This window comes from Nitratireductor soli (assembly GCF_001050155.1).
Classification (GTDB): domain Bacteria; phylum Pseudomonadota; class Alphaproteobacteria; order Rhizobiales; family Rhizobiaceae; genus Nitratireductor; species Nitratireductor soli.
The window spans coordinates 177,338-196,410 of record NZ_LFVY01000006.1 but is presented as its reverse complement, the minus strand read 5'-3'; the positions used below and the strand labels follow the sequence as shown (position 1 = coordinate 196,410).

31 protein-coding genes are annotated in these 19,073 nt (G+C 66.3%); 1 reads left to right on the top strand and 30 read right to left on the bottom strand.

Annotation, left to right across the window (positions count from 1 at the left end):
• Positions 1-2 precede the first annotated feature (2 nt).
• The 30 genes from AB843_RS09630 to AB843_RS09480 form a co-directional block, all read right to left on the bottom strand.
• Entirely contained in the window at positions 3-374 is a 372-nt protein-coding gene (locus tag AB843_RS09630) for a DUF1799 domain-containing protein (RefSeq protein WP_157384472.1), read from the bottom strand.
• 38 nt (positions 375-412) lie between these two features.
• Positions 413-742, bottom strand: a complete 330-nt coding sequence (locus AB843_RS09625) for a hypothetical protein (protein ID WP_048646605.1) — start codon at positions 740-742, stop codon at positions 413-415.
• 9 nt (positions 743-751) lie between these two features.
• On the bottom strand, positions 752-1,684 hold the full coding sequence (locus AB843_RS09620) for a phage tail tube protein (RefSeq protein ID WP_048646604.1): 933 nt from the start codon (positions 1,682-1,684) through the stop codon (positions 752-754).
• Positions 1,685-1,888, bottom strand: coding sequence for a hypothetical protein (locus tag AB843_RS09615; RefSeq protein WP_048646603.1), 204 nt, complete (start codon positions 1,886-1,888; stop codon positions 1,685-1,687). It lies immediately after the preceding gene.
• The gene (locus tag AB843_RS09610) at positions 1,885-2,325 is read right to left on the bottom strand and encodes a phage tail terminator protein (RefSeq protein ID WP_157384471.1); all 441 of its coding nucleotides are present in this window, start codon (positions 2,323-2,325) and stop codon (positions 1,885-1,887) included. Before AB843_RS09610 ends, AB843_RS09615 begins: the two co-directional genes overlap by 4 nt.
• Positions 2,312-2,848 (bottom strand): phage virion morphogenesis protein, encoded by a 537-nt coding sequence (locus AB843_RS09605; protein WP_048646601.1) that lies wholly within the window; start codon positions 2,846-2,848, stop codon positions 2,312-2,314. Before AB843_RS09605 ends, AB843_RS09610 begins: the two co-directional genes overlap by 14 nt.
• Positions 2,848-3,276, bottom strand: a complete 429-nt coding sequence (locus AB843_RS09600) for a gp436 family protein (protein ID WP_048646600.1) — start codon at positions 3,274-3,276, stop codon at positions 2,848-2,850. The genes AB843_RS09605 and AB843_RS09600 overlap by 1 nt, the downstream gene beginning before the upstream one ends.
• Positions 3,277-3,281: 5 nt before the next feature.
• On the bottom strand, positions 3,282-3,767 hold the full coding sequence (locus tag AB843_RS26270) for an HI1506-related protein (RefSeq protein ID WP_157384470.1): 486 nt from the start codon (positions 3,765-3,767) through the stop codon (positions 3,282-3,284).
• A 128-nt stretch (positions 3,768-3,895) separates the two neighbouring features.
• Positions 3,896-4,789, bottom strand: a complete 894-nt coding sequence (locus tag AB843_RS09590) for a Mu-like prophage major head subunit gpT family protein (RefSeq protein WP_048646598.1) — start codon at positions 4,787-4,789, stop codon at positions 3,896-3,898.
• Between the two features lie 31 nt (positions 4,790-4,820).
• Positions 4,821-5,273 carry a hypothetical protein gene (locus AB843_RS09585; RefSeq protein ID WP_048646597.1) on the bottom strand — a complete coding sequence of 151 codons (453 nt, stop codon included), beginning with the start codon at positions 5,271-5,273 and terminating at the stop codon, positions 4,821-4,823.
• A gap of 43 nt (positions 5,274-5,316) precedes the next feature.
• Positions 5,317-6,474 carry a phage protease gene (locus AB843_RS09580; RefSeq protein WP_244467939.1) on the bottom strand — a complete coding sequence of 386 codons (1,158 nt, stop codon included), beginning with the start codon at positions 6,472-6,474 and terminating at the stop codon, positions 5,317-5,319.
• Positions 6,475-7,022: 548 nt separating this feature from the next.
• Positions 7,023-7,493 carry a hypothetical protein gene (locus tag AB843_RS09565; protein WP_048646594.1) on the bottom strand — a complete coding sequence of 157 codons (471 nt, stop codon included), beginning with the start codon at positions 7,491-7,493 and terminating at the stop codon, positions 7,023-7,025.
• 1 nt (position 7,494) lies between these two features.
• Positions 7,495-8,040, bottom strand: coding sequence for a hypothetical protein (locus tag AB843_RS09560; RefSeq protein ID WP_157384469.1), 546 nt, complete (start codon positions 8,038-8,040; stop codon positions 7,495-7,497).
• Between the two features lie 70 nt (positions 8,041-8,110).
• A complete protein-coding gene (locus AB843_RS09555) occupies positions 8,111-8,824 on the bottom strand; it encodes a phage head morphogenesis protein (RefSeq protein WP_157384468.1) in 714 nt (237 codons plus the stop codon).
• The gene (locus tag AB843_RS09550) at positions 8,814-10,418 is read right to left on the bottom strand and encodes a DUF935 domain-containing protein (RefSeq protein WP_048646591.1); all 1,605 of its coding nucleotides are present in this window, start codon (positions 10,416-10,418) and stop codon (positions 8,814-8,816) included. Before AB843_RS09550 ends, AB843_RS09555 begins: the two co-directional genes overlap by 11 nt.
• Positions 10,418-12,100, bottom strand: a complete 1,683-nt coding sequence (locus tag AB843_RS09545) for a terminase large subunit domain-containing protein (RefSeq protein WP_048646590.1) — start codon at positions 12,098-12,100, stop codon at positions 10,418-10,420. The genes AB843_RS09550 and AB843_RS09545 overlap by 1 nt, the downstream gene beginning before the upstream one ends.
• A complete protein-coding gene (locus AB843_RS09540) occupies positions 12,097-12,759 on the bottom strand; it encodes a DUF3486 family protein (protein WP_082143737.1) in 663 nt (220 codons plus the stop codon). The genes AB843_RS09545 and AB843_RS09540 overlap by 4 nt, the downstream gene beginning before the upstream one ends.
• A 1-nt stretch (position 12,760) precedes the next feature.
• Positions 12,761-13,081 carry a VpaChn25_0724 family phage protein gene (locus tag AB843_RS09535; RefSeq protein WP_048646589.1) on the bottom strand — a complete coding sequence of 107 codons (321 nt, stop codon included), beginning with the start codon at positions 13,079-13,081 and terminating at the stop codon, positions 12,761-12,763.
• Entirely contained in the window at positions 13,078-13,386 is a 309-nt protein-coding gene (locus AB843_RS09530) for a DUF2730 family protein (protein ID WP_048646588.1), read from the bottom strand. The genes AB843_RS09535 and AB843_RS09530 overlap by 4 nt, the downstream gene beginning before the upstream one ends.
• Entirely contained in the window at positions 13,386-13,544 is a 159-nt protein-coding gene (locus AB843_RS09525; protein WP_206412837.1) for a hypothetical protein, read from the bottom strand. Before AB843_RS09525 ends, AB843_RS09530 begins: the two co-directional genes overlap by 1 nt.
• A gap of 13 nt (positions 13,545-13,557) precedes the next feature.
• Positions 13,558-13,836, bottom strand: a complete 279-nt coding sequence (locus AB843_RS25845) for a hypothetical protein (protein WP_162230635.1) — start codon at positions 13,834-13,836, stop codon at positions 13,558-13,560.
• Positions 13,833-14,918 (bottom strand): N-acetylmuramidase domain-containing protein, encoded by a 1,086-nt coding sequence (locus AB843_RS24930; RefSeq protein WP_082143735.1) that lies wholly within the window; start codon positions 14,916-14,918, stop codon positions 13,833-13,835. Before AB843_RS24930 ends, AB843_RS25845 begins: the two co-directional genes overlap by 4 nt.
• Before the next feature lie 163 nt (positions 14,919-15,081).
• Positions 15,082-15,450 (bottom strand): hypothetical protein, encoded by a 369-nt coding sequence (locus AB843_RS09515; RefSeq protein WP_048646587.1) that lies wholly within the window; start codon positions 15,448-15,450, stop codon positions 15,082-15,084.
• Positions 15,450-15,671, bottom strand: a complete 222-nt coding sequence (locus tag AB843_RS09510; RefSeq protein ID WP_048646586.1) for a hypothetical protein — start codon at positions 15,669-15,671, stop codon at positions 15,450-15,452. The genes AB843_RS09515 and AB843_RS09510 overlap by 1 nt, the downstream gene beginning before the upstream one ends.
• On the bottom strand, positions 15,668-16,243 hold the full coding sequence (locus tag AB843_RS09505) for an MT-A70 family methyltransferase (protein ID WP_048646585.1): 576 nt from the start codon (positions 16,241-16,243) through the stop codon (positions 15,668-15,670). Before AB843_RS09505 ends, AB843_RS09510 begins: the two co-directional genes overlap by 4 nt.
• Complete coding sequence (locus tag AB843_RS09500; RefSeq protein WP_048646584.1) at positions 16,240-16,491, bottom strand: hypothetical protein; 252 nt, start codon at positions 16,489-16,491, stop codon at positions 16,240-16,242. Before AB843_RS09500 ends, AB843_RS09505 begins: the two co-directional genes overlap by 4 nt.
• Positions 16,488-17,105: a regulatory protein GemA gene (locus AB843_RS09495; RefSeq protein WP_048646583.1), complete on the bottom strand. Its 618-nt coding sequence runs from the start codon at positions 17,103-17,105 to the stop codon at positions 16,488-16,490. Before AB843_RS09495 ends, AB843_RS09500 begins: the two co-directional genes overlap by 4 nt.
• Positions 17,102-17,371, bottom strand: coding sequence for a hypothetical protein (locus tag AB843_RS09490; protein ID WP_048646582.1), 270 nt, complete (start codon positions 17,369-17,371; stop codon positions 17,102-17,104). Before AB843_RS09490 ends, AB843_RS09495 begins: the two co-directional genes overlap by 4 nt.
• Complete coding sequence (locus AB843_RS09485; protein WP_048646581.1) at positions 17,368-17,841, bottom strand: hypothetical protein; 474 nt, start codon at positions 17,839-17,841, stop codon at positions 17,368-17,370. Before AB843_RS09485 ends, AB843_RS09490 begins: the two co-directional genes overlap by 4 nt.
• 16 nt (positions 17,842-17,857) lie before the next feature.
• Positions 17,858-18,475, bottom strand: coding sequence for a DUF3164 family protein (locus AB843_RS09480; protein WP_425286811.1), 618 nt, complete (start codon positions 18,473-18,475; stop codon positions 17,858-17,860).
• A gap of 174 nt (positions 18,476-18,649) precedes the next feature.
• Between AB843_RS09480 and AB843_RS09475 the strand changes: the two genes are divergently transcribed.
• Positions 18,650-19,048, top strand: coding sequence for a hypothetical protein (locus AB843_RS09475; protein ID WP_048646579.1), 399 nt, complete (start codon positions 18,650-18,652; stop codon positions 19,046-19,048).
• The last annotated feature ends 25 nt before the right edge of the window (positions 19,049-19,073 follow it).

The following is a 19,073-nucleotide window of genomic DNA, read 5'->3' as shown; positions in this document are numbered from 1 at the left end:
TGTCACACCTCGCCGTTCATGGCCGCGCGGGCGGCAAGCTCGATCGCCTGGACGCCGGCGAAGACGGCCGCGTCGATCATCCGGCCGCCGGCCTTCCAGGCGACCGCCGCCCCCGCATAGTCGAGCCCGATCCACATCATCCTCAAGCGTCCTCCTTCGACGACCAGCGCCGTGCGCCATTGCGAGGCCGCGGCGAGAAACGCGTCCACGGCCGGGCAATTGTCCGGCCAGACGCCGGCAAACCCCGCCGACCGGCGGCCGGACAAGGCCGCCACCAAGGCGGCGATGTCCGGCTCGTCCATTCCCCAGCGCCTGGCGTCGTCGGCCGCTTCCCGCCATTCCCCCGCCGCGCCGGCCCCGTCGGCCCCGCCCATGGACAGCGCGCCCGCCACCCAGGCCCGCGCGGCGGCGATCAGTTTCCCGAGAGCGCCTCGCGAAAGGCGCCGAGATAGGAGGCAACGAGGGACGCCCGCACATGCGGGGCGCCGATCATCTTGGCGCGCACGGCCTCGGTGAAGGAAAGCGGCGAACCGTCCAGCGCCTCCACCTCGTCGATGTCACGGAGAGCATCGTCCAGAAAGGCGCGGGTTCCTTCCTCGGCGGAAAGGTCGTGCTCGTTGAATTCCTCGATCGAAAGCGCCCGGAACTTTGCGCGGAACGTCTCCGGCTCCGCGTGCTCGCCGGGCCGACGCACGGTCACTTGCGCCCAGAATTCGGGGTTGGGGTCGAGCCGGTAGGTCAAAATTGCCTCCTAGGTGAGCGTTAGCGTCCACTGATCGTTGCCGGCCACCGGCAGCGGCACGAGGCGCAGCGGCCATTCCAGCACGTCCTGTGCGTTCTCCAGGCCAGCCGGCCGTTGGAGCTGGGCGGCGGCGATGTCGAGCGTGGCGATACGGCCGGCGACCGTGCCATGCACCAGCTCGACGGCGAGCGACGTCTGATCCTGCGCAGCCGTGTAGGGATCGAAGGTTGACAGCGGCACCGCCTCGACCTGCGCCGCAGCACTTTCCGCCTTGTCGGTGATGAGGACCGTTTCGGAGCCGACCAGGAAGCGCATCTCGATGGCATTGCCGAGGTCGAGCGCGAAGGAGCGCATGACGAAGGGTTGCGCGCCGATCTCGAAACTCGGCGTCTTGGCGCTCGTCACCAGGTCGGGTTTGAGGAAGGCGGTCAGCGTCGGTGTCGGCCGCGCCTGTTCAGAGGGCACGGCGAACAGGCCGCGGAAGTCGAATTCGAGGTAGGGAACGGCCTGGGCCGTGAAGCGCAGGACAGCCGTACCGCGCGATCCGCGCGCCACATAGCGCGTGCCGCCGATCCAGAAATGGATCGTCACGCTCTCGTGGCCATCGGTCACGGGATTGTAAACCACACTGGTTGCCGGCGTCACCGTCTCGGCGACGGCGCAGGCGCGCATCAGCGGCCCCCAGGCGGGTGCCGTGCCGGCGGCACCGGAGGGCACGAGCTCGACGCGGAACTGCAGCCGGACATGCAGGCCGGCCGGTATCGTCGCCTGGGCGGCCAGCCACGGCAGCTCCAGCTCGCGCGACACGTCCTGGCCTTCCATCGGCGTCAGCACGATGTTGGTGGCGAGGATGGCGTTTGCGCCGCCGGTGGGAGCGGAATCGACCCCATAGGCCGCCTCGATCTTGGCGAGCAGGATCTTCGAGCGCCATTTGATCGGCATTTAAGTGCTCCTCTTTGTCTTCACGCTGTCGCCGCTTTCGCGGCTCGCTCCAGACGGGGCGTCCGAAACGTCGGACGGCGAGCGGTCGGCGGCTTCGCCTTCGGCGCGATCGACGCGCAACAGCGAACCGTCGGGCTGGCGCACGAAGCTGCCGCCGGCGGCGGGCAGCGGCGGACGTTCCGCAGGTTTCGGCTTTCCGGTCATGCGACGATCCTCACCTGTTGCTGGAGCCCGAAATCGAGCTGATAGATGACGGCGCCGGCCTCGGCTGAGAGGAGCTGGCCGCGGCGCAAATGGAAGACGCCGATGGCGTCGTCAGGCCCCCAGCCGCAGATGGCTTCGATGACCGCCCAGACCAGCGCATCGATGCCGGGCAGCGCCTTGCCGCCGGTGATGTCGCCCGAAGCGCGGGCGAACAAGATCACGGCGAAGGCTTCGTCGACGGCCTGGATGAAAGCCCCGGCGCCCGCCTCGCCGCGGCCGTGTGCATGAAGGCCGAGCGGCAGCACGAAGGCGAAGGGCGAGGCCTGCGGCAACGCCTTGCGACGGATCAGCTCCGAAAGCTCGGCGGCCGTCTCGGTACGTCCCGCGAGCGTCGAAACGCCGGCCTCGATGCGTCCGACCAGGTCAGCGACCAGCATCGCCGCCTCCCGCGTCATCCTCGGCGCCCAGCCAGTCGGCCGACAAGGCGCGGATCTCAGCCTCATCGTCCTGGTCGAGGCCGAGAAAGGCGCGCCTGGGCATGGTGACTTCCTGTGTCGTCACCCATCCGCCATTGCCGGGACCGCGAAAGCGCAGGCCGCGCGAGGTCTTGGCGCGGATCGTTCCACCGGTCTGGTGGATCGCGCCGTGGATCTCGTTGGTGCCGACCGCGACAGCGCTGGCACTGGCCTCATGGGTGATGGAGGAGACGAGACGCGCCGTCATAGTCAGCGTCCGCCCGCCCTCGACCAGCTTGCGCAGCGAATCCGGCCAGGGATTGCCCTCGGGGTCTTCCTCGCGCTCGAAGCGCTGCTGCGTCGAGAGGACCAGCGAAGCGCCGATCGCGTCGAACAGGCCACGCTTGTCGTCGGTACGGCCGACCGCATCGGCAAGGAAGGAAAGCGTTTCCTCGCGGCCGGTGAGCTCAATGCGCGCGCCTCCTGAGCCTGTCGAATGGGGCATCAGATATAGCCCTTCATCGTGGCGGCAGTGATCGGCCGTTCGGGATTGTTGGTGCGCACTTCCGAGGCGCCCGACGCCTCCGGTTCAACACCATCCAGGTCGAGGCGGATCAGACCCTGGCTGATATGCTTCAGGCTGCTAAGCGCCTCCTCGTAGTCGCGCCTGATCTTTTCCGCGGCGACATGGGCGTGGGCGTAGTAGATCGAGATGCGCAGCGACAGGTCTTTCACCAGGCGCGGCACGCTCGCAAGCGGCAGCCGGTAGCGCACCTTCAGATAACCGTCGATCAGCGCGTCGGCGTCGGCGATCGCTCTGGTGATCAAGTCGGCATCGATCATGCCCGTCGGCGCGTCGGCGCGGTCGGAGATCTCGACCAGCATCCGCTCCGAATAGCGGTCGGTCAGCTCCTGGAGCGTGCAATAGGCCATAGCGCTCAGACGAGCTCCACGATCAGGTTGGGTTCCGACAGCAGCCGTTCCAGCTCGTCCGGCGTGAAACGTTCGGCCGGATGATCGGTCGCAGCCTTCGGATGGGCGATGCCGCAGCGGCGGAAACCTTCGCGCCTGGCCACGATCCGGACGGCAGGGCCGACCTCGATCGCCTCCCGGCTACCGGCCTTTTCGGCCCAGGCCCGCAGCGCCGCGACGGTCTGCGGATGGCGGCGTCGCACGTCCTCCTCGTCGAGCTCCTGGAGCGCCAGCCAGGCCGCCCGGCCCGGCGGCACGGCAGGGCCATCCTGCTCTTCGTTGGTGGGAGAACCGTTTGGAGCGGCGGGCTGAACCCCTACGTCCGAGGCGTGCGCCTCGCGTCCCTCTATGGTGCTGGGTGCCTCGCGAGCCGTACCAGACCGCTCCTTCTCGCTGGAATTTTGTTCGACGATAGCCTCGCCGGGTGCTTCCTTTTTCGCCTGTCTAGCCATGTCGTTGCCTTTCGAGTGTGGACACCCCGGCCGGACGGCCGAGCCACCGACCGGTGGCCGCCCGACCGTTCGGGCGCCCATGCGGAGGGCCAGCCGCCATCAGGCGGCGGTGCGGCCCGTGAACTCGGTCAAGCCAGCCAGGGCACCATCAGGAGCTCGGCCGAATTCGCCCACTTGTTGGTCTCACCGCCGTTGACCAGCACCGACTTGAGGATCTCGCGGCCGGCGCCTTCGAGCGTCGGTGGCACCACCAGGAGGTCGGGGACAAGACCGAGCGGCCGGCCGTGGTCGCCCTTCATGCCGGTGATCGCTCCGCGCGCCGCCTCGTAGTTGGCGGCGTTCAGCGTCTGTCTGGAGCCGAAGGCCATTTGCCAGTAGCCGAAACCGACGTTCCAGCGGCCATCGACGCCATAGACGAACTCCTTCCTCGAGAAGACGTTCTCGTCGGTGGGGTTGTCTTTCGCCACGAACTGCGCCTTCTCGCGCTCCTGGTAAATTAGCGGTTTCAAGGCGCGCCGGGTGGCGAGAAGATACCAGGCGGTTCCGCCGCCGCCGCCGTCATTGGAGACGGACTGAACCACTCCCTCCTCGTCGAGCACCGGGTGGTCGGTGTCGAAGAAGTTCTGCCCGTCATAACAGGGCGTCGTCCAACCGGCCTTCAGCAAGCCCCACACGAGCATGTCGGGGCTTGCGGTCACCGACTCGCCCATCTCAACGAACATCGGTTCGTAGACGCCGATGTTGTCGTCGCGGATGTCGTCGCGATCGACCGAGATGGTCAGTTCGAACGACTTGTTCTTGATCCGGTAATCGTGCTCGGAGATCCCGTGCACATGACGTGGCCCGATCCACTCGCGCATGTTCGGCATCTTGCCGAGCCAGCCATAGGCGTTGTCTTTGGTCGAGGACGGCACGGTGGTGGCGACGCGCGTGTACATGCTGGTCGCCTGGCCGAGGCCGCGCCGGAAGGCGGTCGAGAAGCCGACGCGCAGCGCGTCGAGATTTTGCGAATTGATGATCATCGAGCGTTCCTCAATTGTCGTGAGCGTGGCGTCAGACCGGGTTGGTGATGCCGGAAAGGTGCGTCCGCACCAGCGTCTCGTCGAAGCGCACCCAGACGCCCTGGGCGTCGACATGGTCGACGAAACCGGCGATCGAGCGCGTGCCGGTGCCGTCCGTCTTGGCCACCGTCTGGTCGTCGACGGCGAAGCACGGCGTGCCGATCTCCGAGATGGTGATCTCGTCGGCGGCGGCCGAATTAGCGAAGCGGAAGATGCCCGGCCGGTATTTGGCGCTGGCGTCGCCCGCCGAACCGGCATTGACGGCGCGCGTCTCGGCGCGGCCGACGCCGACCAGGCCGGTGGCCGTGGCGCCCCTAGTCAGGTGACCGGCGGCGTTGCGCATGACGATGGCGCCGGCGAAGATCGTCGTCGCGGCGGCCATCAGGCCCTCGCGCATGTCGCCAAGCGCCTGCGGGGTGTTGCGGTCTTCGGTCAGGGCTGCCATTGGGCGGGTCCTTTTTCAGGTTTCGGGGTTGGCTTGCTGCGGCTTAGAGCGCGGCCTCGCGCTCGGCCTTCAGCGTCGCGGCATAGTCCTTCGGATCCTGGCCAAGCATGCGGGCGACGGCGAGCTGCTCGGCATGCAGCGAGATCTCGCCGTCCCTGGCAGGTGGAGCGGCCGGCACGATGGACCCGCCGGCGCCGAGCACGGGCATCGCCGCGATCAGGGTCTTGGCGCCTTCCGGATCGGCCATGTGCATCGTGACGTAGCGGTCGCGGACCGGCTTCAGGCCAACGCGGCCGCGCTTCACCTCGCCGTCGACAAAGGCCTCGGCCTTCTCGCGCCTGGTCGTCTCGGACAGCGCGTTGAGCGTGGTGGTGACGGCGGCGAGCTCGGCCTGCAGGGCCGTCACCGCGGCTGCGTCGCCGTCCACGCCCTTCAGCCGCTCGACACCGGCGAGGACCGCCTCGGCCGTGGCGCTGTCGTCGAGGCCGACCATTTTGGCGATGGGCGACATCGCCGCCTGGAGCGCCGTGGCTGAGGCGGCTTTCTCGGCGTGCATCGCCGTCACATGGGCAACGAGCTGGTCCTCGCCGGTGTTGGCGTCGAGGCCGAGTGCCTTCAGCAACTTCTCGATCAGGGTCATGTCCTGTCCTTCCTGATGGAGCGCGGTCAGGCCGCGCAGATTGGGGCGGTTGACGAGCGAGGCGCGCAGGATCGCGGTGACCTCGCCATTCTTCAGATGTCGAATCACCGGTGAAAGTCCGCGATAGGCGCGGCCGACGACCAGGCGGCGGCCGGAGGCGGTCCATTCGACCCTGCCCCAGACACCGTCGTCGCGTGATTGAAGCTCGACGATCCAGCCGCGTGCCGGGGCCGGCTCGCCGCGGGGCGCCGCCAAGTCCGTCGCGTGGTTCTCGTCGATCGGCAGCCTTTCGCCCGGCCCCAGGCTCGCCGAAAGCACAGTCGCCGGGTTGCGGACCCGGTAGGGACCACGGCCATCGCCAGTTTGGATTTCACCTGCCGGCAGGAGGTGCACCCATTCCGGTGCCGCCTCGTTGTCGGCCGGCAGGTTGACGGCCGCGCACATGGCTATGGCGTCGTCGTGCGACGAGGCATGCAGGGAGACGGAGTATCGGCGGTCGCGAAACATGGCCGCAGATTGGCCGGCCGGGCTGCGCTGAACCATGCCCGCGGCGGCGGGCATCAACTTCGGCGAGAGAGAGGAGGCGCCGGCGGCGGTGGCGAAAATCGGTGGCTGCCAGCGACGCGACGACGGGAAGGCTGTCACGACCCGCCAGGCCGGTCAAGGTGGCCTCGTCGCCAGTGCCTGCGGCAAAGACATGCGACCGGCTCCAATCGCGCCGTTAAACGGGTTTTGAACGGCCCTGGGTGCCAGTGACGGCCCGCAGCGGCCAGTGGAGCCATGAAACGGGTTCCCGTGCGTCTACGGACGAATAATGACCTCGTCACCGACAACAGCTAGGATGTTGTGATGGGATGGAGAGCTGACGCTGCATACGAGAAGAGTGAGCGCGAGGAATGGCGCCGCTTCATTGCGGTTCAGCCGCTCTGGCGGCGCGTCTATATCCGCGCTTGGCGGTGGGTTGTCGTGGCGGCGGTTGCCGTTGTCGTCGTTGGCCCACTGGCCGTCGGGATCATTCGCAGCCTTTTCTGATCAGGCGGCCAAGCCCAACCTGATGCCGAGCTCGGTCCTGCGGCCCCGATCGAGGTCGAGCGCCTGGGGCACTAGGCTCATGCTGGCCACAGCACGAATGACCATATGCCGAAGACGAAGCGCACGCCCGCGATCAGCGAGAGATAGAGGGCGATGGCGCAAATTGTCGCCACTGATTTCGACCTGAGCACGTTCTTCCTGGTCACTCTGGCCGGCAGCGCTGACATGACCCAAAGCGCCAGAAAAAGCGCGACCACGGCGTAGAGCGCTGCCCAGCCGAGGTGCGGCGCGGTCTCCGCTGGAGGCTGTGAGCCAAGGATTGCAGCAAACGCCGCGATGCCGGTGATGATGATAGAACAGGCAGTCAGGATACCGGTCATCTCCGAAATGATAACGGTCGCTCCGAGCTGTCGTTCGTCGAGGGAGAGTTCGTCTGGACCTTCAACAGGTAGCCCTCGCCATTGCGCAGCCGTGACGAACCACCACGCAATGAACAAGACGAACTCGATGATCGGTATCCTGGCCAGTGTGCTCAGAATGCATTCCATCTCATCGGCCTTGGTCCACTAGGGGAGCGTTGAAGACCGATGAAAAATAGTCGTTGGGGTCTTTAGGCAAGGCCTCAATGGCTGACTTGAACGCATCGGCATCGCCATCTTTGTAGTAGCTCGGCAGCATCACTGCCATTTTGCCCACCGCCTCTCTGACGAGATTACGTTCATTTGCGTCATAGAAGGTGGTCATCTGAATGTCCCAACTGGGTTCCACGAGAGGCGGCTTGTTCGGCCAAAGGCAAAGTGAAATGAACGCCGCATGATAGTCGGCTTCCTCCGGCACATTACGGTCATTCCTGCGGGCAATTTCGGATGCGATCGTCTGTGCCGATGAGAGCAGGCCAAGATAGCGCCCTGTGTCGACTTCGGTCGCCTTGGACCAGTCTATCCCAAGGCGATCAGCAAGGGGGTACTCCTTCGCTATCTCCTGGACCCGCTCGGAAAGCACGATGGGCCCCGGAGAATCCTCGTCGGATTGAGCAATCGTTTGGCTCACCAGGAACAAGGTAATACAAACTGCAATGGCGAAGATTTTCGGCATGCCCCCTCCCGAGTTCGCGCTTAGGTTCCGCGTATAGCGACGGTAGGACTGTCGAGCGCCATGGTCAACTTCACCGCTCGCCAGCCATTCCGATGCGCAAACCCACCACACCGACATTATAGGCAAAACCCGGATCGATCCCGGCCGGCGTCTCGATCGGCTTTCCGCGCACGAACTTGATCACCGTGCGCGCCGGCGGTGCTTCGGCACTGACCTGCCAGCCGTAGCGGGCCAGATCGCGCTCGGAGAGCGATTGGACAAAGCAGCGGCAGTTCCAGCCGTTCGGCGGATAATGTGTCACCCACCATTCGTGGTCGACCGGCAGGATCACGCCATGCCATTCGGCATGCTCGTGGCGCGACCAGCGTTGCGTCAGCTCTGGATCGACATGGACATAGCGAAGATAGGGCCGCACCCGCTTCAGGCGCTGGATCTGCTGCCAGCGGCCGGCAGCATAGGCCTGGGCTGTCATGACGCGGAAAGCGAGCCGGGCGCGATGGGCTGTTTCGAATGCGTCGTCTCCAGAGCCTATCGAGGCGCTCCAGCCGTGCCGGCGCGTGGCCTCGTTCCAGCCGTCGAGGAAGGCGTCGAAGCCGGTCCCGTCCTCGATCGCCTCGAGGAGCTCGCGCAGGATGTCGGTCACCAGCGCGTCGGACATGCCGGCCGACCGGTCGCGCGCCGCCTGGTCGATCTGCCGCACCAGCGCGCCCCAGCGGTCGGCCGGCAGCTCCAGCCGGCGGCGCAGGAATGAGATCGCCTCCTCGAAACGGACGTCAGTCGCCATCGCGGCCACCGTCCGCCTCCGCGGCCTCGCCCGACAGCCATGCCAGCATCAGCGCCTGGCGCATCACCGCAATCAGATCGGCAGGCGCAGATCGGACCGCGCTGGCGTTCTCCAGCGCGCGGATTGCCTCATCGAGACTGCCGGCTTTGGCGACCAGGTCGCGGACACGCTCGACCATGCCGCCGATGGCAGGACCGGCAAGCGGCAAGGCCGCATCGGCGATCAACTCGTCGGCCATGCGTCCGCCGGGCGAATGCTCCTGGTGAAGCGATCGGCGGCCTTCGCCTGGTGTGAGGTCGTCAGGGATATCCCCCAGCGGCGGCGGATCTGGCGGAACGTCCTTCGGTGCCCCCAGCACCTCGGCACCGTCCTCCGGTTCGGCCAGGCCGAACTTGTCGCGGATCTCGCTCACCTGCACCCGCAGGCCAAGCGGGACAAGACGGGCCAGCGAATTCGACAGCTGATCGAGATCCTCCTCGTCGGGCCTGGCGATCTTGATGCGCGGATAGCGCTTCTGCGGGCCGTGTTCCAGGTCTATCCACACGCGCACCAGGTCGCGGTTGATGACGGCTGAAAGCGCGCGGGCGTCGGCCCGCTCGATGTCTTCCTGGACCTTGCGGTGCTCCTTGGAGACCGCATGCCCGCCGGATACCGCATCGGTGGTCGTGGTCTGGCCGAGCACCCCTTTCGAGACCTGCCGGTCGAGCCAGTCGGAGCGTTCCATGTAATTCGAGTGGCCGGTGCCGAGGTTCGACGCCTCGACGAACTCGATCGCCATGCCGTCGGGGATGATCGCCGCGCAATCGCCGGCGATGTTGGCGACGGCGCGAAACAAGGTCGCGCGATCATCCTCGGTGGCGCCCGGTCCGTAACGGCCGATCCGGAGCGGTTGTCCATAGGTCTGGGTGAAGATCGCCCAGTCGCGCTGGGTAAAAGCTTTGAACATCCAGGCCCAGATGGCCATGCGGGCGATGCCGGAACGCACCGGCAGGCCGGATTTCGCCTTGATGACCGCGCCGATGAACTTGCCGCCAGGCAGCGGTTGCTCCGCGCCATGCTCGTCGATGAGCAGGGGCGTGGTGAGGTCGCGCCTGGCCGGCCGAAACCAGCGCGGGTCGCGCCATTCGAGACGCTGCGGTTGCCACTGCCCCTCGGACGTGTCCCAGATGATCTCGGTGAAGGAATAACCCTTGCCGACGGCATCGAGGATGTCGAAGAGCTCGTCCGACAGCTCGTCGCGCGTCAGCCAGTCGCGCACCGTATCGGCCATGTCGACATCGCCGGCCGCATCGCTGGCGGATTCCACGCTGATCTCGATCTGCGCCACCGAACGGCGGCGCGTGCCGAGCACACCGGCATAATGCAGGTCGCGCTCCTCGATCGTTTCAGCGAGCTCCAGATAGCGCAGCGGATCGCCGGCATCAGCCTCGCGCAGGATGGCGGCGAGACGCTGCGGATTGAGACCGTCGCCCGGATAGCCGGTGATCGGCGAGCGCACACCACCGATGGTGGGCGCGGCGATCTCCCGGGTCAGCTCATTCTTCTCGATCGGCCGGCCATAGGCATCGGTCAGCCCCTGGTAGAAACCGGCCATCAAAACCCTCCACGAATGCGGGCACCCAATGGCGCGCGGTACGGATCGCGGACGGCGGCGTCGAACAGCTCCTCGGGCGGCGTGTCGAAGCTGCGGTTTCCGTCCCGTTGAACGCCCGTTGAAACGGCGGTGTAGCCGTATTCATGCCATTGCTGGCGCGAGGCGAAATGCGCCAGGCCGAGCCCCACGGCGAAGTCGCCGTGCCGCTTGTTGCCGACGGTACCCTCGCGCTCGGCGGGCACTTGCGGGATGCCGCGAACGACCTTGACCAGGCGAAGATCGCCCAAATGCTCGGCGTCCTTCGCCAGCGCGATCGCGTCGTCTTCGAAGGCGGTGCGCAGGGGCGGAAAATGCGTGTTGTACCATCCGGGGTTCAACGAGATCGCCCAGACGAGGCCGGGGCCTTCTTCGTCCTGGCGCAGGCCGAATTCACGGCCGAGGTCCTCCGCGAGGTTCATGCCCATGCCGGTCGCGTCGATCGCGGCACCGATCATGCGCGGCGCGTGGAAGACGACGCGCGCGATGCGCTTCTGTTCATCGAACGGCACGTTGCGCATCTCGACCGTCAAGGCGCTGCGCCGGCGCAGCAGTTTCTCGATCGCCAGCAGAGTGAGCACAGCAGGATCGCGCTTTCGCGCAGGATCGTAACCGGCCGCGTGCAGCTCGTTTTCACGGCAGCGATCGACGGCGCGCTTGACCTCGTCCAATTGCGGCTCGAAGAGCTGCGCGCGCTGGAGCGGGTCGAGGAACAGGAAGTTTTCTGGAAGCTGGATGCGGATGATCGGCGCGTCTTCGGGCAGAAGCGTCATCCGCGCTTCGATCAGCGGAGCGGTCAGCCAGGCCCCTGACCCTTGGGCGGGGATGCAGAAGAGTTCCTCGTCCGCGCCCTCGGCGTAGAAATCGATGATATCCTGCCGCCATTGCGCTTCGGCTTCCGGCGACCATTCCCGCCCGGTCACGAGGCAGATGCGCTGATAGAGCCCGTCGAGCAGCGCCTGGTCGAAATCGATCTTCTTGTGCGCGCCCTTTCGTCGCTCGCCCAGTATGTCCTGGACGAGCACGTTGAACTCGTTGTCGACGCCGTTATGCGTCGAGCAGACGACGACCTGACCACCCCACATGAGGAAGGCCAGCGCCGCCTTCAGCAACTCCTTCAGCGAATCGACGAACGCCGCCTCGTCGATGATGACGAGGCCCTGCTTTCCGCGCAGGCCACGCGGTGCCGACGACAATGCGAGGATCTCGAAACCGGAAGCGAAGCGGATGCGGAAGGCCTGGATTTTCTTCGTGTCCTCCGGATCGTCCAGGCTGATGTCGTCGAACAGGAATTCTTCCGCCTCGGCCGCCGCGATTGAATAGGCGCGTGCCCACATGGCGCAGGCGTCGATGAACTCGCGCGTCATCTCCTGGCTGTAGGAGATATACATGGCGTCCATGCCGCCAGCCGGTTTGGCGCGGGCAGCACGCAGCACGGCATAAGATGCGAGCCCCCAGGTCAGCCCCACGCGGCGCGATTTCTCGATGACCAGAAGCGCGGTTCCGCTTTCCAGCTCGGCAACCGTGCTGCCCTGGTAGGGAAGCAGCACGCCCGCCCGGCCGGTCGCGGCGATCACGTCGTCGAGATTGGCGACCGATTCGCGCCGGACCCTGACCCAGTCCTCTTTCGAGATCGGCCCGCTCATACCCGCACGCCGAGGATCTTGTCGATGATTGCCTCGGCCGTCTCCTCGGTCAGGCCCTTCACCTTGGCGACGGTCGTGACGGCCTCTTCGACTTTCTCGCCGAACTCCTTTTCGACTTTCTGCCGGCGAACGGTCGACACGCCCTGCGCCTGGGCGGCGGCGCGCAGCGCGTTGGCGAGGTTCATCGCCCCCTTCGGGTCGATGCCGCTTTCGCCGGCATCCGTCAGCACCTCGAAGACCAGCGTCTTGATCGCTTCGGCGGCGATCACGGTCAGATCGTCCGATGCCCCGGCGTCGAACTTCTCCGCCAGCACGCCGGTGATCTCCCGTGTCTCGTCCAGGCGCCGCGCCAGTGTTGCCAGCTTGATCGAATGGCGATTGAAGGCGGAAAAGGAAGGGATGATGAACTCCAGCTCGCCACGGTGATCGCGCTTCAGCGCCTCCAGCTTGGCAAAGAACTCCTGGTAGATGTCGAGTTGTGTCCGGTCGCGGTCGCGCAGCGCGTCGCTCGCCCAGGCGATGACCGGCGTCGCCTCTGCCGGCAACAGTTCCATGGCCGAAAGCCGGCCACGGCCGGCGCGCCGCTGGCGCGCCTGTTCGCTCAATTCAGGGCGGCGGAGCCGCCCGGTGCGCGATCGTGAGCTTGCCAAGCGGGTCATCTCACTCGCCCGGCCGCGAAGGGCGCTTGATGCCCTCGACGGCGATCTCGCGGGAAAGATGCCGGTGTCCCTTGCCCGTCAGCGTTGCCACCAGCACGCTGCCCGCCCTGGTCACAGTGATCGCGCCGTGCTCAGCCAACCAGGCGAATTCGTCGTGGACCCAGGCGCGGTCCCTGCGGATGCCGAACGGCGCCAGCTCATGGATCATCAGGTCCGAGTTCAACTGCTCATCGACCTGCGCGGCCAGCGCCTTCAGAATGATCAGACGGGCCTGTTCCCGCATCAGCGTGTCCATGTTTTTCACCACGTCCGGGTCCGTCATCGCTTGGCCTGTTCCAGAAGCAATTCCTGCATGCGCTCGGAAATGGCCGCGACCGGCTTCAGCCGCTCGTCCAGCGTCTCGATACGGCCATTCAGCCTTTCAATGGCAAGCTCCAGCCGATGCGCCGATCCACTGTCGGGCATGTGCTCGATCTTGCTCTCCACCGCCTGGAGGCGCTTGTCATGGTGCGCCAGCGTTTCGGCATTGTGCTTTGCACCCGACGTCAGGAAGGTGGTCACGGAGGTGCCGATGGAGATGGCAAGTGCGGCAAACGAAAGCCAGGGCACGATGTCTGTCAGTTCCATCAGCCGAGTTCCTCGCGCCGCGCTCTACTTACCCGGCGATGATGCAAACATTCCTGCGCCCGGTAGACGCCGACCGCGCATGGCCCTGCGACCGTCAGGTCGATTTTGTCCTGGTCGGGGATCGTCGCGCCCTTCGCGCCGAGAATGTCCGTGCCCATGATCCGGCGCACGCTACCGGTCGCACTGCCCGGTTCGCGCGTCTGGCAGGCCGCCCCGCTCAAAACAATGGCGAAGGAGATCGCGAGCGTCACTCGCATGAACACCCGCCTCATGATCTTTCCTTTCGATTCTGGTTACGGCGTCTGCCGCGCCTTGGTTCCTCAGCGCGGCCACGCCCGCATAAAGGGCGAGGCAAAGCGCCAGCGCGGCGGCCACGCCGACGATCAGCCGGCCGGCCTCCCGCTCGACACCCAGCGCCTTCATGACGAGACCGATGACGAAGGCGGTCACGATGGCCGCTCCACGGTCCGGCGGCTGTGCCACCATCCCCAGGCCGCCCAGACGAGTCCCCCGATGACGAGCGCAGCCGCCAGCACGGCGAGCGCGGCCGACGCCCATTCGAGGCCGGGCACCCATGCCAGGCGGTCCGCCGCTTCGGAAACCTGCTGGCGCGCCGCCTCGGTCGCGAGCCCGCCGCCGAGGCCGCCGGCCAGCCCGTCGCGCACGTCCTTCAACGCGCCGGGCGATTGCGCGCCAGGTCGGTCGGCGATGCCCTGACGGAAGCGGTCGAAGGCGCGCATCGTCTCAGGGCCGGCGACACCGTCGACCTCGATGTCGTTCGCCGACTGGAACCCCCGCACGGCCGTCGCCGTGGCCGGGCCGAAATCGCCGTCGACCGTCACCGCCTGGCCGGCCCTGACCAGCAGCGTCTGCAGTTCGCGCACACGCGCGCCGCTTGAACCGAGCCGCAACATGCCGTCCGACGACGGCGGAGCCGAGCTGGCGGCCGCCCCGGCATGGCGCCGATAGGCGGCGGCGAGTTTTGTGTGATAGCCATGGCGGGCGAAATCGCGACCGTTGTAGCCGCGGGCGAAGGCCGCCCAATCGCGGCGTTTCAGGGCGCCGGTAAGCCCGGCCTTTTCGATGTATCGAACCATCAGCTCGATTTGTCCGGTGACGCCGGCGCGCGCCACATTGACCAAGTCGTCGACCGCCCCATAGCCCAGCCATTGCCAATGGGCGCCCATCACCTGGCCGACGCCCCAGGAGGTCGATTCGAGCGCGGCGACGGCGTCGATGGCGATCATCCGGTTGAGCATCGCCCAGCGCTCGCTCTGTCCGGGCGGATTCTTCACCACCCCGGCATTGGGGTGGGCAAGTCCCGCCCGGCGCGCCTTGTCGCGCGTGGCACCGGTCAGCCGCCGGTCGAAGTAATGGCCCTCAATGCGGATCAGCGGCTCGTTGTGGCCGGCAACCACCGCGTAGACGCGGCCGGCGCTCTCGACCTCGATGGCGGCGACAAGCGCCGCCGTTTCGCAGCCGAGCCGCCGCGCCGCCGTCTTCGCGGCCGCCAAGACTTGCCTGTCGATCATCGCCGCACTCCGCTGGGTGGTTCGCCGGGCGGCTCCGCCGCCCTGTCTTTGGGAAACAGGCGCGCCCGCGGCGCGCCGGCAGATTTCCGCCGGCTTCTGGTCGCAGCATGGTCGGGTGAGCACGGGCAAACCATGCCCGCGGGCGTGGGCATCGCGGTCGGCTTCAGAGGAAAAGGTCGCCCTGGCGCGGATCTCGGCTGCCCTTGACGGGTTTGTTGGGCATGGCGTTGAAGAGCCGATCAACGCCGCTCTCGCTCATGCCGAGGCGCCGCGCGATCTCGGCGTTCGAGGCGCCGGCGGCACGATAGTGCCGCGCCCTCAGCTCGCGCGCAAGCGGCACGCGTATGTAGTCGCCGCCGTAGCGGCGGGCCAGGGAGCGGGCTGCCTCCTGGCCAATCGTTCCGGCAAGCGCGCCACCGTCCGGCGTTTTCGGTACGAAAAGCCGACGCCCGCCCTTGTGCTCGGCGAGACGAACAAGACCCTCGGCACCGAGCAGGTCGAACAGGACAGCGGAAAGGCGCGGCTCGCTCATCACGCGCCCTTCATCTCGATTTCGAGCATCATCTGATGCGCGGTGAGGTCGCGCAGGCGCGTTTCGAGCGCCAGCCGGTAATGGGCGTGGCGGGGGAGCTGGGCGATGCGTTCGGCAAGGGCGGCGCGCTCCGCCTCCATCCGCTCGATCAGCCGCGCCTGCGGCCAGGTCAGGAGCGGCAGGACAAGGCTTTCGGGCTCGCGGCGTCGGGGCATGGTCATCGCGCCCCACCGAATTTCAGCGTCTCATTGCCCCACACTCGATGTCCCGGCCACGGCTCGCGGGCGAACAGTTCGCAGGCAAAGGCGTCGGGCAGAAGCTTCTCGACGATGGCGCGCGCCTCGGGCGGCTTGCGGCTGTGCTCGCGTCGTTCCGATTCGATCAGATTGCGGATGGATTTCGACCGGTAGAGCGGCTCGCCGATCGTGCCGATCAGATAAGGTTCGGTGGCCGAACGGAAAATGTAGCCGGTGCCGAAGGCGCGCTTCCCGTGCCTGGTGAGCTTGGTCCACGACCCGCCGGTGCGGTAGGTGAACCCCCAGGCGCGCATGACACGCAGGCCGGCCTCAAGATGCGGCCAGGTGCACCAGAGCCATAGGAGACAGTCGCGCGCCGCCAGGTGCCCCACCGGCAATGCGGCGATCTCCGCCTCGCTCATCGTGCCGTAATGCGCCTCCGGGCTCTTGCCGTAGCCCTTGGCTGAACGCATCCCGTAGGCCCAGGCCGGATCGGCGATGATGGCGCCGAAGGAGAGCGGGCGCAGCGGGTCGAAAGGCCATGTCCGGCAGGTCATCCGCCGTCCTCGTCGGACTGATCACGCGATGGCCAGCCTGGTTTCAGCGCCGTGACGACGCTGACCTCGACGCCGTTGCGGCGCAGCACCAGCTTGACGTTCTCGATGGTGACGGCGGCGGCACCGAGCCGCGCGCCGGCAGCGACGCGACCGGCCAGATGCCGGCGCACCGCCTCCACGTCGAGACCATGGGCGCGCTCCAGATAGCGCAGCACCGCATGGTCGGTGACGTGGAGGCGATCGCTCATCTTTTCATTGCCCGGATGCGCTCGCCGAGCCGGTTCATCACGCCGGCCCATTCTCTCGCCGTCATCGTTTCGAGCGGATTGAAGAAATGGTCTTCGACATGGCAACGGAAGGCAAAGAGTGTGGCTTCGACCGCGTTGGCCCTTGCCAGCATAGCCCATTGCGCTATCGCGATCCTTGCGCCAGGCTGGCGCCGCCAGTCGGAGATATAGGAGTGCTCGCTCCAGTCGACGCCGCCCTCGCGCGCCATCCAGGCTTTCATTGCCTCGATCGCCTTGGCCGCATCGCCCGGATTGCGCAGAAAGCGCGTATGCTCGATGCCGGTCTGCCGTTTGACAAACGCCAGCATGGCCGCATCGCGCCGGTCGCGCACCAGGCCGAGGTTCCATGCAGCGATCCACAACGCTTGAAGCTTCTTGGCAAACGGCCCTTCAAGTCCGTATTTGATCCGTTTGAACCCCTGCCGCCGCAGTTCTTCCACGACGCGCTGGCGCTCGGCCTCGTTCATCTCCCCGGCCGAGGATTTCCCGGTCACGCGCACCAACACCGCACGGTAGGTCTCGTCGTCCAGCCCGAGCTCCTTCTTGGCGACGTGGATTGTGGCCAGAGCGTTCATTGCACGGTCCCCACGACAATGTTGATGCCTTCAATCAGCCCGGCGCGGTCGGCGCACACTGTTCGGACGACGGACTGGCCGAAGACGGCAGCGAGCAACGCGGCATCGTCGTCAGAGGCGGTGTTTGCGCTGATGACCCCGGCGGAGATCGACAAGAGCGCGGCGAGCGCATCCTCCCGGTCCTCGCCCACCAGGAAGTGGCCGATGGCGTCAGCAAGGACCGATTGGCGAGAAGTCAGATGCTTCAGGCGCGCCGGCGTCTTCATCGTCCCGCTTCCTCCAGCAGTGCGGCTGCCCGCTCGGAAATCTCACGGTTGAATGAGTTGAGGCGAAGCTCCAGGGGGCTGTTTCCTTCCGGATCGCGCAGTGTCAGCAACGGCGTGTCGATACACGCGGCCAGGCACTGTGCCAGTCGGTGCTCCAGCGTTTCGCCCACCGGCTTGACGCCCAGTTCCGCCTCGATCGCGCGGTCCAAATCCTCGCCGCCGAGGATGACGTTGTCCGGTGTGCGGCCGGCGAAGACGCCGCCGGCCGCCATGTCGGCGGGCCGTGTTTGCCGATTGCGCAAGTAACGGTAGCGCGCCGCGTCGCGCGCCAGTTCCTCCTGCAGGCTATCCTGGCAGAGGGAGCAGAGGTCGTCGTCGGCCCAGCAGAGCGGCTCGCCGTCGACCAGGACGACGTCCGGCCCGGACGGGATCTCCTCGATCCCGCATTCGCGGCAGCGGCGCTCGGTCATTGCTCGACCACCGGCATCACGCACCTGCCTTTGCCAGATCGATGGTGATCGCCCGCCACTGGCCGTCCGGCCGGTCGCGTTCGTGGAAGCGGACATACTCCCGGCTCCCGACCACGCGCATGGCGTTGCGAATAGCATCCTGCGCCCGCTGCCAGCGCTCGTCGCCAATGTCGAGCCGCAGCAGCGTGAATATCTCGGCACGGTTGATCTGACCTTCTTTGTCCGTGTTGAACGCGCGGGTTACCACTGCCCTGATTTCGGCCCGCGCATCGTCGGACCATTCAATCAAACACTCATCGATCAGCCCCTTGGCGATCTGGAGCTCCGGACCGAAATCGATCATGTCCGACACCTGGACCTGAACCTTTAGCAGTCCGTCGAAGGTCTGATAGGTCCGGTTGCCCTTCACGCCGCCGCGCCTTCCGCCGTATTCCTGCGACAGCAGCGCATCGAACTCGCCCAGATCGGTCATGGTGTGGCCACGGAAGCGGGCGATTTGCGCCGAGAGTTCCCGCGCGAAGCCAATGATCTTGCGCACCGTCTCGTCCTCCAGCTTATGCTGCGGTCTGACCAGCTCGACCGGCACGAAGGCGCCCTTGGCATCCGGCAGATAGGCTTTGCCTTTGATGATCATCGTGCCGTCGGGGCGGGCTTCGTTTTCAGTCTCGGTCGTCACATTCGTCATCGTCAGTCTCCTCATTCATTGCGGAACTGTACGCTTTAGGGGTTGATATCTACATTTAGTCCCATTAAGTTTGGGTTCATCGGATGGGGATTGGCCCCGCCGGGAAGGGTAAGGAGACCCGCCATGACCATCGACACCAGCACCTTCACCGTTAACTGCACCGGCGATGCCTGCACAGGCGACGTGATCCTGTTCACCGAAGCAGTATTCGGCGGATCGTTTCGTAAACCGAAGTTTCTTGGCGAGCGCCGCATCGCGGCGAGGATCATCAAGGACAGCTACGGCAGCGCGAAGCAGCAGCACACATTCACCGTCGAGGTGATCGAGAGCGACGGCTACGATGCTCTGCCCGTCGGCACAAAGACCACGCGAAAGGGCCGCAACGTCTATCGCAATGGAACGACGCGCCAGCCGTGGGCTGACGAGTCTGACCGCAAGGCCACTCTCGATGACAAACATCAACGGGGCGATTGCGCTCGCGCCGCGCGCGAAGAAAGGAAGAACGGCTATGACTTCTGCTGAACTAGCGGCCATGTGCCTCGCAATT

What these genes read in the sequence shown, in the direction of transcription:
- AB843_RS09605 (WP_048646601.1), bottom strand. Translation starts at nt 2,848, where the DNA reads ATGCCCCATTCGACAGGCTCAGGAGGCGCGCGCATTGAGCTCACCGGC.
- AB843_RS26270 (WP_157384470.1), bottom strand. Translation starts at nt 3,767, where the DNA reads ATGGCTAGACAGGCGAAAAAGGAAGCACCCGGCGAGGCTATCGTCGAA.
- AB843_RS09540 (WP_082143737.1), bottom strand. Translation starts at nt 12,759, where the DNA reads ATGACCCGCTTGGCAAGCTCACGATCGCGCACCGGGCGGCTCCGCCGC.
- AB843_RS09610 (WP_157384471.1), bottom strand. Translation starts at nt 2,325, where the DNA reads ATGCTGGTCGCTGACCTGGTCGGACGCATCGAGGCCGGCGTTTCGACG.
- AB843_RS09590 (WP_048646598.1), bottom strand. Translation starts at nt 4,789, where the DNA reads ATGATCATCAATTCGCAAAATCTCGACGCGCTGCGCGTCGGCTTCTCG.
- AB843_RS24930 (WP_082143735.1), bottom strand. Translation starts at nt 14,918, where the DNA reads ATGATCGACAGGCAAGTCTTGGCGGCCGCGAAGACGGCGGCGCGGCGG.
- AB843_RS09490 (WP_048646582.1), bottom strand. Translation starts at nt 17,371, where the DNA reads ATGAAGACGCCGGCGCGCCTGAAGCATCTGACTTCTCGCCAATCGGTC.
- AB843_RS09585 (WP_048646597.1), bottom strand. Translation starts at nt 5,273, where the DNA reads ATGGCAGCCCTGACCGAAGACCGCAACACCCCGCAGGCGCTTGGCGAC.
- AB843_RS09630 (WP_157384472.1), bottom strand. Translation starts at nt 374, where the DNA reads ATGGGCGGGGCCGACGGGGCCGGCGCGGCGGGGGAATGGCGGGAAGCG.
- AB843_RS09560 (WP_157384469.1), bottom strand. Translation starts at nt 8,040, where the DNA reads ATGCCGAAAATCTTCGCCATTGCAGTTTGTATTACCTTGTTCCTGGTG.
- AB843_RS09600 (WP_048646600.1), bottom strand. Translation starts at nt 3,276, where the DNA reads ATGGCCTATTGCACGCTCCAGGAGCTGACCGACCGCTATTCGGAGCGG.
- AB843_RS09565 (WP_048646594.1), bottom strand. Translation starts at nt 7,493, where the DNA reads ATGGAATGCATTCTGAGCACACTGGCCAGGATACCGATCATCGAGTTC.
- AB843_RS09550 (WP_048646591.1), bottom strand. Translation starts at nt 10,418, where the DNA reads ATGGCCGGTTTCTACCAGGGGCTGACCGATGCCTATGGCCGGCCGATC.
- AB843_RS09555 (WP_157384468.1), bottom strand. Translation starts at nt 8,824, where the DNA reads ATGGCGACTGACGTCCGTTTCGAGGAGGCGATCTCATTCCTGCGCCGC.
- AB843_RS09525 (WP_206412837.1), bottom strand. Translation starts at nt 13,544, where the DNA reads ATGGGCACGGACATTCTCGGCGCGAAGGGCGCGACGATCCCCGACCAG.
- AB843_RS09515 (WP_048646587.1), bottom strand. Translation starts at nt 15,450, where the DNA reads ATGAGCGAGCCGCGCCTTTCCGCTGTCCTGTTCGACCTGCTCGGTGCC.
- AB843_RS09620 (WP_048646604.1), bottom strand. Translation starts at nt 1,684, where the DNA reads ATGCCGATCAAATGGCGCTCGAAGATCCTGCTCGCCAAGATCGAGGCG.
- AB843_RS09475 (WP_048646579.1), top strand. Translation starts at nt 18,650, where the DNA reads ATGACCATCGACACCAGCACCTTCACCGTTAACTGCACCGGCGATGCC.
- AB843_RS09505 (WP_048646585.1), bottom strand. Translation starts at nt 16,243, where the DNA reads ATGACCTGCCGGACATGGCCTTTCGACCCGCTGCGCCCGCTCTCCTTC.
- AB843_RS09495 (WP_048646583.1), bottom strand. Translation starts at nt 17,105, where the DNA reads ATGAACGCTCTGGCCACAATCCACGTCGCCAAGAAGGAGCTCGGGCTG.
- AB843_RS09485 (WP_048646581.1), bottom strand. Translation starts at nt 17,841, where the DNA reads ATGACCGAGCGCCGCTGCCGCGAATGCGGGATCGAGGAGATCCCGTCC.
- AB843_RS09545 (WP_048646590.1), bottom strand. Translation starts at nt 12,100, where the DNA reads ATGAGCGGGCCGATCTCGAAAGAGGACTGGGTCAGGGTCCGGCGCGAA.
- AB843_RS09580 (WP_244467939.1), bottom strand. Translation starts at nt 6,474, where the DNA reads ATGCCCGCCGCCGCGGGCATGGTTCAGCGCAGCCCGGCCGGCCAATCT.
- AB843_RS09530 (WP_048646588.1), bottom strand. Translation starts at nt 13,386, where the DNA reads ATGGAACTGACAGACATCGTGCCCTGGCTTTCGTTTGCCGCACTTGCC.
- AB843_RS09510 (WP_048646586.1), bottom strand. Translation starts at nt 15,671, where the DNA reads ATGACCATGCCCCGACGCCGCGAGCCCGAAAGCCTTGTCCTGCCGCTC.
- AB843_RS09500 (WP_048646584.1), bottom strand. Translation starts at nt 16,491, where the DNA reads ATGAGCGATCGCCTCCACGTCACCGACCATGCGGTGCTGCGCTATCTG.
- AB843_RS09480 (WP_425286811.1), bottom strand. Translation starts at nt 18,475, where the DNA reads ATGATCATCAAAGGCAAAGCCTATCTGCCGGATGCCAAGGGCGCCTTC.
- AB843_RS09535 (WP_048646589.1), bottom strand. Translation starts at nt 13,081, where the DNA reads ATGACGGACCCGGACGTGGTGAAAAACATGGACACGCTGATGCGGGAA.
- AB843_RS09615 (WP_048646603.1), bottom strand. Translation starts at nt 1,888, where the DNA reads ATGACCGGAAAGCCGAAACCTGCGGAACGTCCGCCGCTGCCCGCCGCC.